This is a genomic window from Pseudomonas syringae, assembly GCF_001698815.1.
Lineage (GTDB): Bacteria > Pseudomonadota > Gammaproteobacteria > Pseudomonadales > Pseudomonadaceae > Aquipseudomonas > Aquipseudomonas syringae_A.
Map to the genome: position 1 here is coordinate 69,129 of NZ_LGSI01000043.1, position 14,584 is coordinate 83,712.

Sequence of the window (14,584 nt, forward strand, 5' to 3'; positions counted from 1 at the left end):
GCTTCTTGGACTGGCTTGGTAAAAACAAGCGACCGGGCAAGCCCGGTCGGTTGGCCACAATAGCCGAATCAGAATTTCAGTTTCGGGTTGCTTGGACGCACTTCGGCGCCGGATTGGCCTTTTGGCGAAATCAGCTGCACCTGAAGTTTTTGTGTGGCCGGGAATGACTTGAAGATCTGCGACAGATCGAGTGTTTTCAGCACGGCTGGCACCTTGCAGACGAAGGTGTAGTTGCCATGAATCTCGCTGTGCTCGTGATGTTCCCCGGCCTTGGCGTCGTCATGATCGTCGGCATCGGGCTTGTCGCCGAACAGCGGGCTTTCCAGCTTCAAGGAGGTCACCGAACACTGCGCCGCTTCCGGCATGCTGAACAGCGCGTTGGGCTTGAGCAACACTTCGCGGGCGGCGGCGACCTTGGCCTTGTCTTCGGCGCTGGTGGCTTCATGCTCGAAACCGACGATGTTCATCGCCGGGCTGTCCAGTTCGAACTCCAGCTTCTGACCTTCCAGCGCCACGTCCAGTCGACCCACGCCGTGTTCATGCGCGCCGAGGCTGCCATGTTCATGATCGTGATCATGCTCATCAGCCGCCTGAGCGATGGCGAGCGGCAGCAGGGCGAACGGCAGAGCAAGCAGCAGACGGCGCATAAAACAGTCTCCGGGACACATTTGGATAAAATCGTTATGTGATCTTATAACAATTATGTCGCCGAGTAACCCCGTAGGAGCGAGGCTTGCCCGCGAAGGCGTCAGGTCAGGCGTAGGATGTGCAGTGGATGTGCCGGCCTCTTCGCGGGCAAGCCTCGCTCCAACGGTTAAATGCGGTGATCCCACGGTCGAGTCTGGCGCAGGTCTTTGGCCAGCGTATAGATGAGGTCGCGGCCGCAATGGCTGGTCCAGCGCAGGGTTTCGATGAGGCGATGTTCATCGGGAGTGAGGTAGGCGAAGCCTTGGCGTTTGGCTTCGTGGAGGCAGTCGAGGGAGGACTGGTTTTGCTGCAGGTGTTTTTTGGATTTCATGTGAAGCTCCATATTCGTTTCATCCAGAAACTGCTCCCCAACGCCGCGAAACGAATGGGTGACAGCTGTACGCAGGTTCGCAGACCGAGCACACCAATCCCGGCACACCTTCAGGTGTCCATACGTACAGCCGTCATATAGCTTTGAATGGCGCTGCTACGTGGTGTGTCAAATCAGGCTGCGATACCCGTCCGCTGCTGCTGCAACGACCGGCGAACATTACCGATGTGAGAAGTGATCCACGAGGTAACAACAGCGATTCATCGCGTAGGAAATGTCAGCGGATGGAACGGCCTCTTCGCGAGCAAGCTCGCTCCCACCATGAAATGCATTCTACTTGTGGGAGCGAGCTTGCTCGCGAAGGCGGTGGTTCAGGCAATGAAGATCCATCAAGCAAGCAAAGAATCTATGCGAGCATGTCCCCCGGCAAAAAAAACGAGGAAACCTCCATGTTGCGTATACGCGGAACCGTCGGCGATTGGCCGGTGGATTTGACCCTGGAGCTGGACGAAGGCGATTGGGCGCAGTTGGGCGCGCAGCTCAAGGCCGTCAAGCCCGAAGCGACGGTGGCTGACAGCAAGCCGGTGACTCAGGACGATGCGCTGTGGCAGATCGCTCAGGATCTGCTGCGCAAGGCAGGGCAGATGAACGGGCCGGAGTTACTCGATCAACTGGAAGGACTGACCGGCAGCACGGCGGCGGGCAAACGCTTGCTGGTGCGCTTGCGTCACAATGCGCAGGTCAAGGTCGAGAGCGGCCAGGATGCGCCGCTCTATATTTGGAAGGGATAAGCTGGAAGGGCTAGCAGGAAGGATTAGTACAACGCAGCGAACAGCTTGCGGCGGTAAGCGGTGACCAGCGGGTGATCGTTGCCCAGCAGGTCGAACACTTGCAGCAACGTCTTGTGTGGCAGGCCTTCGGCATAGTTGCGGTTGCGGATGAACAGCTTCAGCAGACCGTCCAGCGCGGCTTCGTATTGCTGGCGGGCCAGTTGCTGAATCGCCAGTTGATACACGGCTTCGTCGTCCTGCGGGTTTTGCGCGATCCGGGCCTTGAGGTCGGCGGCGTCCGGTAAGGCTTTGGCTTCGGCCAGGAACGTCAGCTGCGCACGGGCACCGGCCAGCTCTGCTTTATGTTCGTCACCGCTGACGGCATCCAGTACCGCACGGGCTTCGCCCAGTTCACCGCGCTCAGCCAGGCAGCGCGCGTACAGAATCAGCGCAGCGGCGTTGGTGTTGTCTTCGGTCAGCAACTGTTGCAGCGCGGCCTCGGCTTCGGCGAAATGACTTTCGGCGAACATTTCCTGAGCCAGTTTCAGTGGATCCGCCACAACGGGTGCGGGCATGACCACGTGCTGATCGAGAATCTTGCGAATCTCCGATTCAGGCTGCGCGCCGGTAAAACCGTCGATGGGCTGACCGTCCTTGAACAACACCACGGTGGGCAGGCTGCGGATACCGAAGCGCGCGACGATGTCCTGCTCGGCGTCGCAGTCGACCTTGGCCAGCAGCAACTCGCCTTGGTATTCCTCGGTGATTTTTGCCAGCAGCGGCATCAGCACCTTGCACGGTGCACACCACTCAGCCCAGAAGTCCACCAACACGGGTTGGTCGAACGACTTGTCTATGACCAACTGTTGGAAGGTCGCATCAGTGGCGTCGAAGATGTAGGAGGTTTCCTGGTTCATTGCGAGTCTCGGGGGAATCTGAATGCCGCCAACTATAAAGGGCGCGTGGGATTGCGCAAAGCGGTGTGAAAATTCGCGGTAGCGACTGTGTCGCTTATTGCGATCCGTAGGACCGGCTTCAGCCGGGAGGGCGGAAGGCCTGACGACGCAAATGCTGCGAATGTACCGGCCTCCTCCCGGCTAAAGCCGGTCCTACGGGATGTGTTCAAATTCAAATGGTTATGTGAAAAGGCCCCAGAGGCTGTGGTATCACGGCGCCGGCTCGAATTTCAGCTGACCCAGCGCTTGAGTCGTCGGTTGCTGAATCTGCACCGACGGCAGGTGCAGGATCAACTGCCCGGATTTGCTCGCCCGCCCGCGCAGTTCGACCCGCGCCCCGGCTGGAAAAGCCTCGGGATTGAAACGCAGCTGAAACGGCAGCGACTGGTTGTTGCCCGCCAGCTTGGTGCTGGTTAGCAGCTTTTGCGGGCGACCCTGATTGTCGATGACCAGCAACGCCAGTTCGACTTCGGCGCCAGCGGGCACGCCCAGCAATTGGCCGCTGAGTTCGCGCTGATACGGCAGCAGCGGTTCCGGGCCAGCCGGGGCTTTGCTGACAGGTGCGGTCACAGCCTTGGCCGGGGCCGGTTTGGCGGCATCATTACTGCTGCACGCAGCAAGCAGCCCGACGAGGCCGAGCAAGACAAACGGTCGTAGCGTCATGAACAGCTCCAACAAATACTTATATGAAGGACGGCCATGGGAACCGTTCATTCATCGCTGACGGGAGGTTAAAAGTGTCGCACTGCAGGCAGTATTACCGAACGTTGCGTGCGCTGCGCGTCTATATACCGCAATGGCCAAGACTTGTCTTGCCTGCGGGATGCGCTACCATGGCGGCCCTTCCTATTTTTGTTGCCTGCGACCATGCACTGTCCCTTCTGCGGTGCCAACGACACCAAAGTCATCGACTCACGCCTTGTTGCTGAAGGCGAACAGGTACGTCGCCGTCGCGAATGCCTGGCTTGCGGTGAGCGCTTCACGACTTTCGAGACCGCCGAACTGGTGTTGCCGCGCCTGATCAAGCAAGACGGCAGCCGTCAGCCGTTCGACGATGAAAAACTGCGCGCCGGAATGCAGCGGGCCCTTGAAAAGCGCCCGGTCAGCGTCGAGCGCCTGGAAGCCGCGCTGGTCCACATCAAGCACAAGCTGCGTGCGACGGGCGAGCGCGAAGTCAAATCCCTGGTGGTCGGCGAGCTGGTCATGGCGGAATTGCAGAAGCTGGACGAAGTGGCGTATATCCGCTTCGCGTCGGTTTATAAACGTTTTCAGGATCTCAACGAGTTTCGCGAAGAAATCGACCGCCTGGCTCGCGAGCCGGTTAAAGAGTGAGCGCCCCGTTGACTGAGCAAAACGCTCTGGACACCCATTACATGGCCCGCGCGCTGGAACTGGCGCGCAAAGGCATCTATTCCACGCATCCCAACCCACGGGTCGGCTGCGTGGTCGTGCGCGACGGACAGGTTGTCGGCGAAGGCTGGCACGCCCGGGCGGGCGAACCTCATGCTGAGGTCCACGCGTTGCTGCATGCGGGCGACAAGGCCCGAGGCGCGACCGCTTACGTCACCCTCGAACCGTGCAGTCATCATGGGCGCACGCCGCCGTGTGCCGACGCGCTGGTCAATGCCGGTGTCGCGCGGGTCGTTGCGGCCATGCAAGACCCCAATCCCGATGTCGCCGGTCGCGGCCTGCTGCGCTTGATGGGCGCCGGGATTGCGGTGCAGAGCGGTGTGCTGGAAAGCGAAGCCCGGGCACTGAACAAAGGCTTTTTGAAGCGCATGGAAAAAGGCCTGCCTTACGTGCGGGTCAAAATGGCCATGAGTCTCGATGGTCGCACGGCCATGGCCAGCGGCGAGAGCCAGTGGATTACAGGCCCGCAAGCACGTTCGGCTGTGCAGCGTTTGCGCGCGCAATCGAGTGTGGTGCTGACCGGCGCGGACACGGTTTTGGCTGACAACGCACGCTTGACCGTGCGCCCCGATGAGCTGGGCCTGAATGCCGAATTGACCGCCTTGGCGATGACCCGTCCGCCGCTGCGCGTATTGATCGATGGCCGCTTGCGCGTGCCGTTGAGCGCGCCGTTCTTTCAGGCCGATCATGCGTTGGTCGCGACCTGCGCCGCAGCGTCGGCCCGGGAGCGTTATCACGACGAAGGCCATGACATGCTGGCGCTGGCGGGTGCCGATGGGCACGTTGATTTGCGCAGATTACTGGTCGAACTGGCCGCCCGTGGCGCCAATGATGTGTTGATCGAAGCCGGTCCGCGTCTGGCCGGGGCGTTCACGCGTCTCGGGCTGGTGGATGAGTTTCAGATATTTATCGCGGGCAAGTTTCTCGGCTCTTCGGCCCGGCCGCTGCTCGACCTGCCGCTGGCGCAGATGAGTGAAGCGCTGGAGCTGAATATCCTTGAAATGCGCGCAGTTGGTAGGGACTGGCGAGTCATCGCAATACCTACGCCGTTAGCGGGCGTATAATTTCGGCCTTTCGCTCAGCGCGCAGGCTTTGGTCTCCTGGAGGACCCCATGTTTACCGGCATCATCGAATCCATCGGCAGCATCCGCGCCATGACCCCTAAAGGCGGCGACGTCCGCGTTTATGTGGAGACCGGCAAGCTCGATCTGGGCGACGTCAAACTGGGCGACAGCATCGCGGTCAATGGCGTTTGCCTGACTGCGGTCGAGCTGCCGGGCGACGGTTTCTGGGCTGACGTCAGCCGCGAAACCCTCGACGTCACGGCCATGGTCGATCTCAAGCCTGGCAGCCGCGTCAATCTGGAAAAAGCCCTGACACCGACGACGCGTCTGGGCGGTCATCTGGTCAGCGGTCACGTGGATGGCGTCGGCGAAATTCTGTCTCGCGAAGAAAACGCCCGGGCGATTCAATTCCGCGTCCGCGCCCCACGCGAGCTGGCCAAGTACATTTCCCATAAAGGCTCGATCACGGTCGATGGCACCAGCCTGACCGTCAACGCCGTCGATGGCGCTGAATTCGAACTGACCATCGTGCCGCACACTCTGGCCGAAACCATCATGTCCGACTACCGCGCGGGCCGTAAGGTGAATCTGGAAGTGGACCTGCTGGCGCGTTATCTGGAGCGTCTGTTGATGGGCGACAAGGCCGCCGAGTCCTCCAAAGGGCAGGCTGGCACCATCACTGAAAGTTTTCTGGCCGCCAATGGCTACCTCAAATCCTGAATCAAGGGGGTGCCACGTGGCGCTCAACAGCATCGAAGAACTGGTTGAAGACATTCGTCTGGGCAAGATGGTCATCCTCATGGATGACGAAGATCGCGAGAACGAAGGCGATCTGATCATGGCCGCCGAGTGTGTGAAAGCCGAGCACATCAACTTCATGGCCAAGCACGCCCGTGGGCTGATCTGCATGCCCATGACCCGCGAGCGCTGCGAGACCCTCAAGCTGCCATTGATGGCACCACGCAACGGTTCAGGTTTCGGCACCAAGTTCACGGTGTCCATCGAAGCCGCCGAAGGCGTAACCACCGGCATCTCCGCCGCCGACCGCGCGCGCACCGTGCAAGCGGCCGCTGCCAAGGACGCCAAGGCCGAAGACATCGTCAGCCCCGGCCACATCTTCCCGTTGATGGCCCAGGCGGGCGGCACGCTGTCCCGCGCCGGTCACACCGAAGCCGCCTGCGACCTGGCGCGCATGGCCGGTTTCGAAGCGAGCGGCGTGATCTGCGAAGTGATGAACGATGACGGCACCATGTCCCGTCGCGCCGAGCTGGAAACCTTTGCCGCCGTACACGGCATCAAGATCGGCACCATTGCCGACCTGATTCACTACCGGATGATCCACGAACGTACCGTTCAGCGGATTGCCGAGCAGCCGATGGACAGCGAACTGGGTCAGTTCAATCTGGTGACCTACCGCGATTCGGTCGAAGGCGACGTGCACCTGGCGCTGACCCTGGGCAAGATTTGCGCGGAAGAACCGACGTTGGTGCGGGTGCACAACATGGACCCGTTGCGCGACCTGTTGATGGTCAAGCAACCCGGCCGCTGGAGCCTGCGCGCCGCTATGTCCGCGGTCTCCGAGGCAGGCAGCGGTGTCGTGCTGTTGCTCGGTCACCCGCTGGATGGCGACGTTCTGCTCGCGCATATCCGCGAATCCGCCGAGCAGTTGCCGATCAAATCGCCGACCACTTACAGCACGGTCGGCGCCGGTTCGCAGATCCTTCGGGACCTGGGCGTGCGTAAAATGCGCCTGATGAGTTCACCGATGAAGTTCAATGCGATATCCGGTTTCGATCTGGAAGTTGTAGAATACGTGCCCTCCGAATAAATACCGGCAGGGCGTTTGCCGCCAGACCGCAAGGTTTGTCCAGCTTTCGTCCTGACAGTTACGATTCGTGGCCTAAAATCCCTCAAAGTCCGCCGCCAAGGCGTGCTTGCTCTTTAAGACGAGACTCACCCGAATGACCCTGAAGACCATCGAAGGTACCTTCATCGCCCCCCAAGGTCGCTATGCCCTTGTGGTAGGCCGTTTCAACAGCTTTGTCGTGGAAAGCCTGGTGAGCGGTGCCGTTGATGCCCTGGTTCGCCATGGCGTGAGCGAAAGCGACATCACCATCATCCGCGCGCCGGGTGCCTTCGAAATTCCGCTGGTTGTGCAGAAAGTTGCTCAACTGAGCGAATACGCCGCCATCGTTGCGTTGGGCGCCGTCATTCGTGGTGGTACTCCACACTTTGAATACGTGGCTGGCGAATGCGTCAAAGGCCTGTCTCAGGTTTCCATGGAATTCGGTATTCCGGTCGCCTTCGGCGTGCTGACCGTTGATTCCATCGAGCAAGCCATCGAGCGTTCCGGCACCAAGGCTGGCAACAAAGGCGCAGAAGCTGCGTTGTCCGCCCTTGAAATGGTTAGCCTGCTGGCGCAGTTGGAGGCCAAGTGATTTCTGACGAGAGCGATCAGTTCAACCCTCGCGAAGAAAAGTCGCCGGAAGTTGCCAAGAGCAAGAGTGCCAAACGTCGCGAAGCGCGCCAGATGGCTACCCAGGCTCTGTATCAGTGGCACATGGCAGGTCATTCGCTGAATGAAATCGAGGCGCAGTTCCGCGTCGACAACGATTTCAAGAGCGTCGATGGCGCCTACTTCAGCGAACTGTTGCGCGGCGTGCCGACCAACAAGGACGAAATCGATGCGGTTCTGGCGCCATGCCTGGACATCACCATCGAAGAGCTCGACCCGGTTGAGCTGGCGATCCTGCGCCTGTCCACCTACGAGCTGCTCAAGCGCATCGACGTGCCGTATCGCGTTGTGATCAACGAAGGCATCGAACTGGCCAAGGTCTACGGCTCCACTGACGGCCACAAGTTCGTCAATGGCGTGCTGGACAAGCTGGCTCCGCGCTTGCGTGAAGTCGAAGTCAAGGCGCACAAGCGCTAGAACTGGCATCGATCCGTTGGAACTGACTGTGGAGCGAGCTTGCTCGCGAATGCGGTATTTCAGGCACAGAAATATGCTGGATCTACCAACGTATTCGCGAGCAAGCTCGCTCCCCCGCAGACTGTGTGAAAACGTCACGAGCGAAGACAAGACAAGGCAAAAACAGGCGAAAAAGCGGAGTCTAGGTGTTCTAAATGAGCATTTTTTGCCTGTTTTTAACGCAGTATTGTCGAGCGCAGTAGTTTTCACACAGTCTGCACAGATGGATGCCGCTCCAACGTGCTGTGCAGGACGAGATTGAAATGGGCGAGTTCGAGCTGATCCGCAATTTTTTCGCTGCTGCGCCCTGTGCGCAGACGGGCGAAGGTGTCGCTTTGGGGATCGGTGACGACTGCGCCTTGCTGACGGTGCCGCCCGGCGAGCAGTTGGCGATTTCCACTGATACTCTGGTTGCCGGGGTGCACTTCCCCGCAGTTTGCGATCCTTTCCTGCTCGGCCAACGCGCGCTTGCGGTTTCCGCCAGTGACCTTGCGGCCATGGGCGCCACACCCGTTGCGTTCACCCTTGCCCTGACTTTGCCTGAAGTCGAAGCCGACTGGCTGCAAGCATTTGCGCGCGGTTTGAACGTCATGGCGCAGGGCTGTGGGTTGTGTTTGGTGGGCGGCGATACCACGCGGGGGCCGTTAAGCCTGACGCTGACGGTTTTCGGTCGGGTACCTGCAGGTCAGGCCTTGATCCGCAGCGGCGCGCAGCCGGGCGATCTGCTGTGTGTCGGTGGTCCGCTCGGCGATGGAGCGGGTGCTTTGGCCCTGGTGTTGAACGAGCGCGACGCTGAGGCGTCTACCGCAGAGTATTTATTGGCGCGCTATTGGTCGCCCCAGCCGCAAATCGCGCTCGGGCAGGCATTGCGCGGCAAAGCCACAGCCGCGTTGGATATTTCAGACGGCCTTCTTGCCGATTGCGGACATATCGCGCTGGCCTCCAAAGTGCGTTTGTTGGTCGAGCGGGATCTTCTGCCGCTGTCCGAACAACTGCTGGCGTTGTCTGGCGTACAGGCCGCGCAACAAGCGGCGCTCAGTGGCGGTGATGATTACATGCTCGCCTTCACGTTACCGGCGCAGCATCTGGCAGGATTGCAAGAAGCCGGCTGGCCGGTACATGTCATCGGCCGTGTCGAAGCGGGCGAGGGCGTTGTGCTGATCGACGCCAATGGGCAGGACATTCCCGTCCTGACTCGCGGCTATCAACATTTTCGGGAGACACGGTGACAGATCATCCTAAGCAGGTCCCGGCAGAACACGTTCCACCGTCGGTCTGGACCAATCCCTGGCACTTCCTGGCGTTCGGCTTCGGCTCCGGCACGTTGCCGAAAGCACCCGGAACCTGGGGCTCTATCGTCGCCGTGCCGTTCATTCCGCTCTGGCAAATGCTGCCGGACTGGGGTTACTGGCTGATGCTCGGCATCACCATGCTGTTTGGCTTCTGGCTGTGCGGCAAAGTCGCCGATGACCTTGGGGTCCACGACCACGAAGGCATCGTCTGGGACGAAATGGTCGGCATGTGGATCACGTTATGGCTGGTGCCCGAAGGTTGGGTCTGGCTGTTGGTGGGCTTTCTGGTGTTCCGCTTCTTCGACATCCTCAAGCCTTGGCCGATTCACTGGATAGACCGGCATGTGCACGGTGGCGTGGGCATCATGCTCGACGATGTGCTGGCCGGGGTATTCGCCTGGTTGGCGATGCAGGTCCTGGTCTGGGGCTGGCACTTCATCTGATGGCCGGAGTTGCGCCGCGTGCTGGCGATTGTCGGGCGCGGCGCATATTCCTGAATCTTCCTAAAGCATTGATCTAACTTCCTGATCTGTATGACTGATAATTCAGCCTAAGCGTCTGCAGGAACCTGCTGTTACAATGCCGCCTTGCGAATTTCCAGTCCTCATACTGATCAGGAGCACCCGGTGCCCGTCGTATTTGTCGCCGCTTCCAAGCTGCCAACTCCGTTTGCGCAATTCACCATGCATGGCTTTCTTGAGTCTGCAACGGGACGTGAACATCTCGTTTTGAGCCTCGGCGATGTGTCCGATGGCGCTCCAGTCCTCGGTCGAGTGCATTCCGAATGCCTGACCGGCGATGCCTTGTTCAGTCAGCGTTGCGACTGCGGCTCCCAGCTTGAGGCCGCATTGCGCGCCATCGCTTCCGAAGGTCGCGGTGTTTTGCTGTATCTGCGCCAGGAAGGCCGGGGCATTGGCCTGCTGAACAAGATCCGTGCGTACGAATTGCAGGACGGCGGTGCCGATACCGTGGAGGCCAATGAACGTCTCGGTTTCGCGGCAGACCAGCGCGATTACGCGATTTGCCTGCCGATGCTGCAGCATCTGGGTGTCGAGTCCCTGCGATTGATGACCAACAATCCGCGCAAGGTCAAAGCCTTGACCGAGATGGGCATCACCGTAGCCGAGCGCGTGCCGCTGCATACCGGGCATAACCCGCACAACAAACTGTACCTGGCCACCAAGGCCGGCAAACTCGGCCACATGATGGGCAATGAACATCAAGGCGAGGCAGATCGCGCGTGATCCGCAACAACCTGAGGCGCCGCCTGGCGCTAGCGTGGTGGTGGCAACTGGTAGTGACGCTGGCGCCCTTGCTGGTCGCCAGCGCGCTGTTCGGCTCCAACGACACTATGTCGCTGGTGTTGGCGATGCCGTTGTTTATCGCCGGGCTGCTGTCGATGTTCGTCAGCCTCAAGCCGTTCGGTGCATACAAACGAGCATTGATCGCCACCGAGGCCGCACTGGATACCCCCGAAGAAGCCGCCGCCTGGCGTCACCTTGCCGCTGTCCGGGGCAAAGCATTTCTCGCTGCCGGACTGCCCGCGTGGATTGCTGCCGCAGCAGTATTCGTCGGGCTGGAAGCGGTGCCGTTAGTGCTGCTGGCGATTTCCAGTGTGGTGTTGCTGTATCTGTATCGGATACCAAGGCAGTTGGGTTGAAAGGGTAGGAGGGGACTTGTCCCCGAATCAATTAATCGCCCGAGATACGCCTTCGGGGACAAGTCCCCTCCTACAAAATCCATCTGCGGCGTAACCCATAGCGGCCGCCGCGTGACGGATCTCAGCCAATCAACACCAGCCGCTCGTTGATCGCCGCTTCAATCCCCGCTTCATCCAACCCGCACTCGGCCAGCATTTGCGCAGGCTTCGCGTGTTCGACGTAAGCGTCCGGCAAGCCCAGATGCAGCACGGATTTGAGGATGTTCTCCCGCGCCAGGAATTCGCTGACCGCAGCGCCAGCGCCACCCATCACGGCGTTTTCCTCGATGGTCACCAGCAACTCGTGATTAGCAGCGGCGTCGCGGATCAGAGCCTCGTCGATGGGTTTGACGAAGCGCATGTCGATCACGGTGGCGTCGATTTTCTCGGCGACTTTCAAGGCGTCGGCCAGTTGCACGCCGAACACCAGGATCGCAACGCCCTGGCCATTGCGACGCACCACACCTTTGCCGATCTCGATGGGCTCAAGGCCGCTATCGATCACCGCGTTCGGGCCTGAGCCGCGCGGGTAGCGCACGGCGGCGGGGCCGTTATGCAGGTAACCGGTGCTGAGCATCATGCGCAATTCGTTCTCATCGCTCGGCGTCATCACCAGGATGCCGGGGATGCAGCGCAGATAAGACAAGTCGAAGCTGCCCGCGTGTGTCGGACCGTCTTCGCCCACCAGGCCAGCGCGGTCGATGGCGAACAGCACGTCGAGGTTTTGCACTGCCACGTCATGAATCAGCTGATCGTAGCCGCGTTGCAGAAACGTCGAATAAATCGCCACCACGGGCTTGGCGCCTTCGCAGGCCATACCCGCCGCCAGCGTCACTGCATGCTGCTCGGCAATGGCGACGTCAAAGTAACGCTCAGGAAAGCGCTCGCTGAACGCGACCAGATCCGAGCCTTCTTTCATCGCCGGAGTGATGCCGACCAAACGCGAATCGGCCTGCGCCATGTCGCAGATCCACTGCCCGAACACGCCCGAATACTTCGGGCCGCTGACCTTTTTCGGCGCAGCAACCGGGGCATTCAGGGGTTCAAGCTTGGTGATCGCGTGATAGCCAATCGGATCGGCTTCGGCAGGCGCAAAACCTTTGCCTTTCTTGGTCACCACGTGCAGGAATTGCGGGCCTTTGAGGTCACGCATGTTGCGCAGCGTGGCGATCAGGGTTGGCAGGTCATGGCCGTCGATAGGGCCGATGTAGTTCCAGCCCAGCTCTTCGAACAGCGTGCCGGGGACCAACATACCCTTGGCGTATTCTTCCGTGCGCCGGGCAATTTCCCAGGCACCGGGCAGACGCGACAGAACCTTTTTGCTGCCTTCGCGCATGCTGGCGTAAGTGCGGCTGGAAAGAATCTTCGCCAGATAATTCGACAGCCCGCCGACGTTGCGCGAGATCGACATGTCGTTGTCGTTGAGGATCACCAGCATATCGGCGGCGACTTCAGGCGCGTGGTTCAACGCTTCGAACGCCATGCCGGCGGTCAGCGCACCATCACCGATAACGGCGATGGCCTTGCGGGAACGACCCTGGAGACGGGCGGCAATCGCCATGCCCAATGCGGCGCTGATGGACGTGCTGGAGTGGCCGACGCCAAACGTGTCGTACTCGCTCTCGCTGCGACGCGGAAAGGCGGCAACACCGTCTTTCTGGCGCAACGTAGCCATGCGTTGGCGGCGACCGGTCAGGATCTTGTGCGGATACGCCTGATGACCGACATCCCAGACCAGACGGTCATCGGGCGTATCGAAAACATAATGCAGGGCGATGGTCAGCTCGATGACACCGAGACCGGCACCGAAATGCCCGCCGGTCTGGCCAACGGAATAGAGAAGCTCCAGGCGCAGTTCATCGGCCAGGGCTTCCAGCTCGGCTTCACCCAGCCGACGCAAGCCGTCCGGCGTTTCAGCACGGTCGAGCAGCGGCGTGGCAGGGCGCTCGCGGGGAATCTCTTTGAACGTCGTGGGCATCAGGCGAATCGTTATAAGTAAAAGAGGCGGCAGTTTACCTGATGCATCGCATGCTGCCCATGAAGTGCGACAGCGGATGCTCAGACACAAAGATCAAACTCAAGACTGTGACCTGACTAATGCGCGCCAGTTCGTCACGTTATGAAGGCTGATAGCCTTTTAGTTACGCCGCTCGACGATGTACCGGGCCAGCTCACGCAGGGGTTGGGCGGCCGCGTCGAAAGGTCGCAGGGCATCCAGCGCCTGATCGCGCAGCTCCAGCGCGTAAGCCTTGGCGGCATCGAGGCCGAGCAATGCGGGATAGGTGGGTTTGTCCCGGGCAATGTCCGCGCCTTGGCGTTTACCGAGGGTCGCGGTATCACTTTCGACATCGAGGATGTCGTCCTGCACTTGAAAAGCCAGGCCGATGGCGCGGGCGTAGGCCTGTAACGCATCGAGCCGGGGCTGATCCGCATGGCCGCTGGCCAGTGCGCCCAGCTTGACGCTGGCTTCGATCAGCGCGCCGGTCTTGTGCCGGTGCATGAAAGCCAGCGCGGTTTGATCGAGCTTGACGCCCACCGAGCCCAGGTCAATCGCCTGACCGCCGACCATGCCCGCCGGACCGGCTGCGAATGCCAGGGCACCGACCATTTGCAGACGCGTTTCGGCATCCTGAGGTGTCAGGCGCTGATCGAACAGCGCGGTAAACGCCAGACTCTGCAAACCGTCGCCAGCCAGAATCGCACAGGCTTCATCAAATGCTTTATGAGTGGTCGGCTGGCCGCGCCGCAGATCGTCATCGTCCATGGCCGGCAAATCGTCATGCACCAGCGAATACGCGTGGATCAACTCCACTGCGCAGGCCGCGCCGTTGGCGTCTTCAGCCTTACCGCCGAGTGCTTCGCAGGCCGCATACGCCAGCAACGGCCGTACACGCTTGCCGCCGTTCATCACGCTGTAGCGCATCGCATCGTAAAGTCGAGCCAACTCCGGGCCTGGCGCAACAAACAGACTGTCGAGCGCCGCGTTGACGCGCAGCTGGCACTGGGCCTGATAGCTCGCAATCATTCGGGTTGTTCCGCATCGAAAGGCTCTTCGGCCAACTCACCGTCGCGCTCCAGCAACACCTGAACCTTCTGCTCCGCCTGCGCCAAAGCGCCCTGGCAGTCGCGAGTCAGGCGAATCCCCTGTTCGAACGCGGTCAACGAATCTTCCAACGACAACTCGCCATTCTCCAGACGCTCTACCAGCGTTTGCAGATCAGCGAGGGATTGTTCGAAATCCAGTGCAGCTTTCTTGCGGGCCATGAGCGCTATTCCGGTAGAGGTTAAACCGCCGCGACACTAGCAGAGCGAGGGCTTTGGGGCAAATGGGGATGGGGTAGCGGTTCGCAAACTGCCCCTTTAGAAAAGGGAAATTGCTGAATGGGTTGGCGAGCATCATGGGA

Annotated in this window: 18 protein-coding genes; 11 read left to right on the forward strand and 7 right to left on the reverse strand. The window is 60.4% G+C overall.

Annotated features, from left to right (window positions below):
- Positions 1–68 precede the first annotated feature (68 nt).
- Entirely contained in the window at positions 69–647 is a 579-nt protein-coding gene (locus tag AFK24_RS13375; protein WP_065833661.1) for a DUF2796 domain-containing protein, read from the reverse strand.
- A gap of 167 nt (positions 648–814) precedes the next feature.
- Complete coding sequence (locus tag AFK24_RS13380) at positions 815–1,018, reverse strand: hypothetical protein (protein WP_065833662.1); 204 nt, start codon at positions 1,016–1,018, stop codon at positions 815–817.
- Positions 1,019–1,467: 449 nt separating this feature from the next.
- Here AFK24_RS13380 and AFK24_RS13385 point away from each other — a divergent pair, with 449 nt between their 5' ends.
- Entirely contained in the window at positions 1,468–1,809 is a 342-nt protein-coding gene (locus tag AFK24_RS13385) for a hypothetical protein (RefSeq protein WP_065833747.1), read from the forward strand.
- A 23-nt stretch (positions 1,810–1,832) separates the two neighbouring features.
- On the opposite strand, the gene trxA is transcribed toward AFK24_RS13385, so the two are convergent.
- Entirely contained in the window at positions 1,833–2,705 is an 873-nt protein-coding gene (gene trxA, locus AFK24_RS13390; RefSeq protein WP_065833663.1) for a thioredoxin, read from the reverse strand.
- A 249-nt stretch (positions 2,706–2,954) separates the two neighbouring features.
- Positions 2,955–3,407, reverse strand: a complete 453-nt coding sequence (locus tag AFK24_RS13395; RefSeq protein ID WP_065833664.1) for a YbaY family lipoprotein — start codon at positions 3,405–3,407, stop codon at positions 2,955–2,957.
- Between the two features lie 204 nt (positions 3,408–3,611).
- Here AFK24_RS13395 and nrdR point away from each other — a divergent pair, with 204 nt between their 5' ends.
- The 10 genes from nrdR (at position 3,612) to AFK24_RS13445 (ending at position 11,141) form a co-directional block, all read left to right on the forward strand.
- The gene (gene nrdR, locus AFK24_RS13400; protein WP_065833665.1) at positions 3,612–4,076 is read left to right on the forward strand and encodes a transcriptional regulator NrdR; all 465 of its coding nucleotides are present in this window, start codon (positions 3,612–3,614) and stop codon (positions 4,074–4,076) included.
- 41 nt (positions 4,077–4,117) lie between these two features.
- Complete coding sequence (gene ribD / locus AFK24_RS13405; RefSeq protein ID WP_065833748.1) at positions 4,118–5,218, forward strand: bifunctional diaminohydroxyphosphoribosylaminopyrimidine deaminase/5-amino-6-(5-phosphoribosylamino)uracil reductase RibD; 1,101 nt, start codon at positions 4,118–4,120, stop codon at positions 5,216–5,218.
- Between the two features lie 48 nt (positions 5,219–5,266).
- Entirely contained in the window at positions 5,267–5,938 is a 672-nt protein-coding gene (locus tag AFK24_RS13410) for a riboflavin synthase (RefSeq protein WP_065833666.1), read from the forward strand.
- A gap of 16 nt (positions 5,939–5,954) precedes the next feature.
- On the forward strand, positions 5,955–7,046 hold the full coding sequence (gene ribBA, locus AFK24_RS13415) for a bifunctional 3,4-dihydroxy-2-butanone-4-phosphate synthase/GTP cyclohydrolase II (protein ID WP_065833667.1): 1,092 nt from the start codon (positions 5,955–5,957) through the stop codon (positions 7,044–7,046).
- Between the two features lie 133 nt (positions 7,047–7,179).
- Positions 7,180–7,656, forward strand: coding sequence for a 6,7-dimethyl-8-ribityllumazine synthase (gene ribH, locus AFK24_RS13420; RefSeq protein WP_020289643.1), 477 nt, complete (start codon positions 7,180–7,182; stop codon positions 7,654–7,656).
- Positions 7,653–8,150: a transcription antitermination factor NusB gene (gene nusB, locus AFK24_RS13425; protein ID WP_065833668.1), complete on the forward strand. Its 498-nt coding sequence runs from the start codon at positions 7,653–7,655 to the stop codon at positions 8,148–8,150. The genes ribH and nusB overlap by 4 nt, the downstream gene beginning before the upstream one ends.
- Positions 8,151–8,452: 302 nt before the next feature.
- On the forward strand, positions 8,453–9,418 hold the full coding sequence (thiL, locus tag AFK24_RS13430; protein WP_065833749.1) for a thiamine-phosphate kinase: 966 nt from the start codon (positions 8,453–8,455) through the stop codon (positions 9,416–9,418).
- Positions 9,415–9,924 carry a phosphatidylglycerophosphatase A family protein gene (locus AFK24_RS13435; protein WP_020289640.1) on the forward strand — a complete coding sequence of 170 codons (510 nt, stop codon included), beginning with the start codon at positions 9,415–9,417 and terminating at the stop codon, positions 9,922–9,924. Before thiL ends, AFK24_RS13435 begins: the two co-directional genes overlap by 4 nt.
- 183 nt (positions 9,925–10,107) lie before the next feature.
- The gene (gene ribA, locus AFK24_RS13440) at positions 10,108–10,725 is read left to right on the forward strand and encodes a GTP cyclohydrolase II (protein WP_020289639.1); all 618 of its coding nucleotides are present in this window, start codon (positions 10,108–10,110) and stop codon (positions 10,723–10,725) included.
- Positions 10,722–11,141 (forward strand): MFS transporter, encoded by a 420-nt coding sequence (locus AFK24_RS13445; RefSeq protein ID WP_065833669.1) that lies wholly within the window; start codon positions 10,722–10,724, stop codon positions 11,139–11,141. Before ribA ends, AFK24_RS13445 begins: the two co-directional genes overlap by 4 nt.
- A gap of 121 nt (positions 11,142–11,262) precedes the next feature.
- Here the strand turns inward: AFK24_RS13445 and dxs are convergent, their stop codons facing one another.
- The 3 genes from dxs to AFK24_RS13460 all read right to left on the reverse strand — a co-directional run bounded on the left by dxs (position 11,263) and on the right by AFK24_RS13460 (position 14,444).
- On the reverse strand, positions 11,263–13,158 hold the full coding sequence (dxs, locus tag AFK24_RS13450) for a 1-deoxy-D-xylulose-5-phosphate synthase (protein WP_065833670.1): 1,896 nt from the start codon (positions 13,156–13,158) through the stop codon (positions 11,263–11,265).
- Positions 13,159–13,317: 159 nt separating this feature from the next.
- Entirely contained in the window at positions 13,318–14,205 is an 888-nt protein-coding gene (locus tag AFK24_RS13455) for a polyprenyl synthetase family protein (RefSeq protein WP_065833671.1), read from the reverse strand.
- Positions 14,202–14,444: an exodeoxyribonuclease VII small subunit gene (locus AFK24_RS13460; RefSeq protein ID WP_020289635.1), complete on the reverse strand. Its 243-nt coding sequence runs from the start codon at positions 14,442–14,444 to the stop codon at positions 14,202–14,204. Before AFK24_RS13460 ends, AFK24_RS13455 begins: the two co-directional genes overlap by 4 nt.
- Positions 14,445–14,584 lie beyond the last annotated feature (140 nt).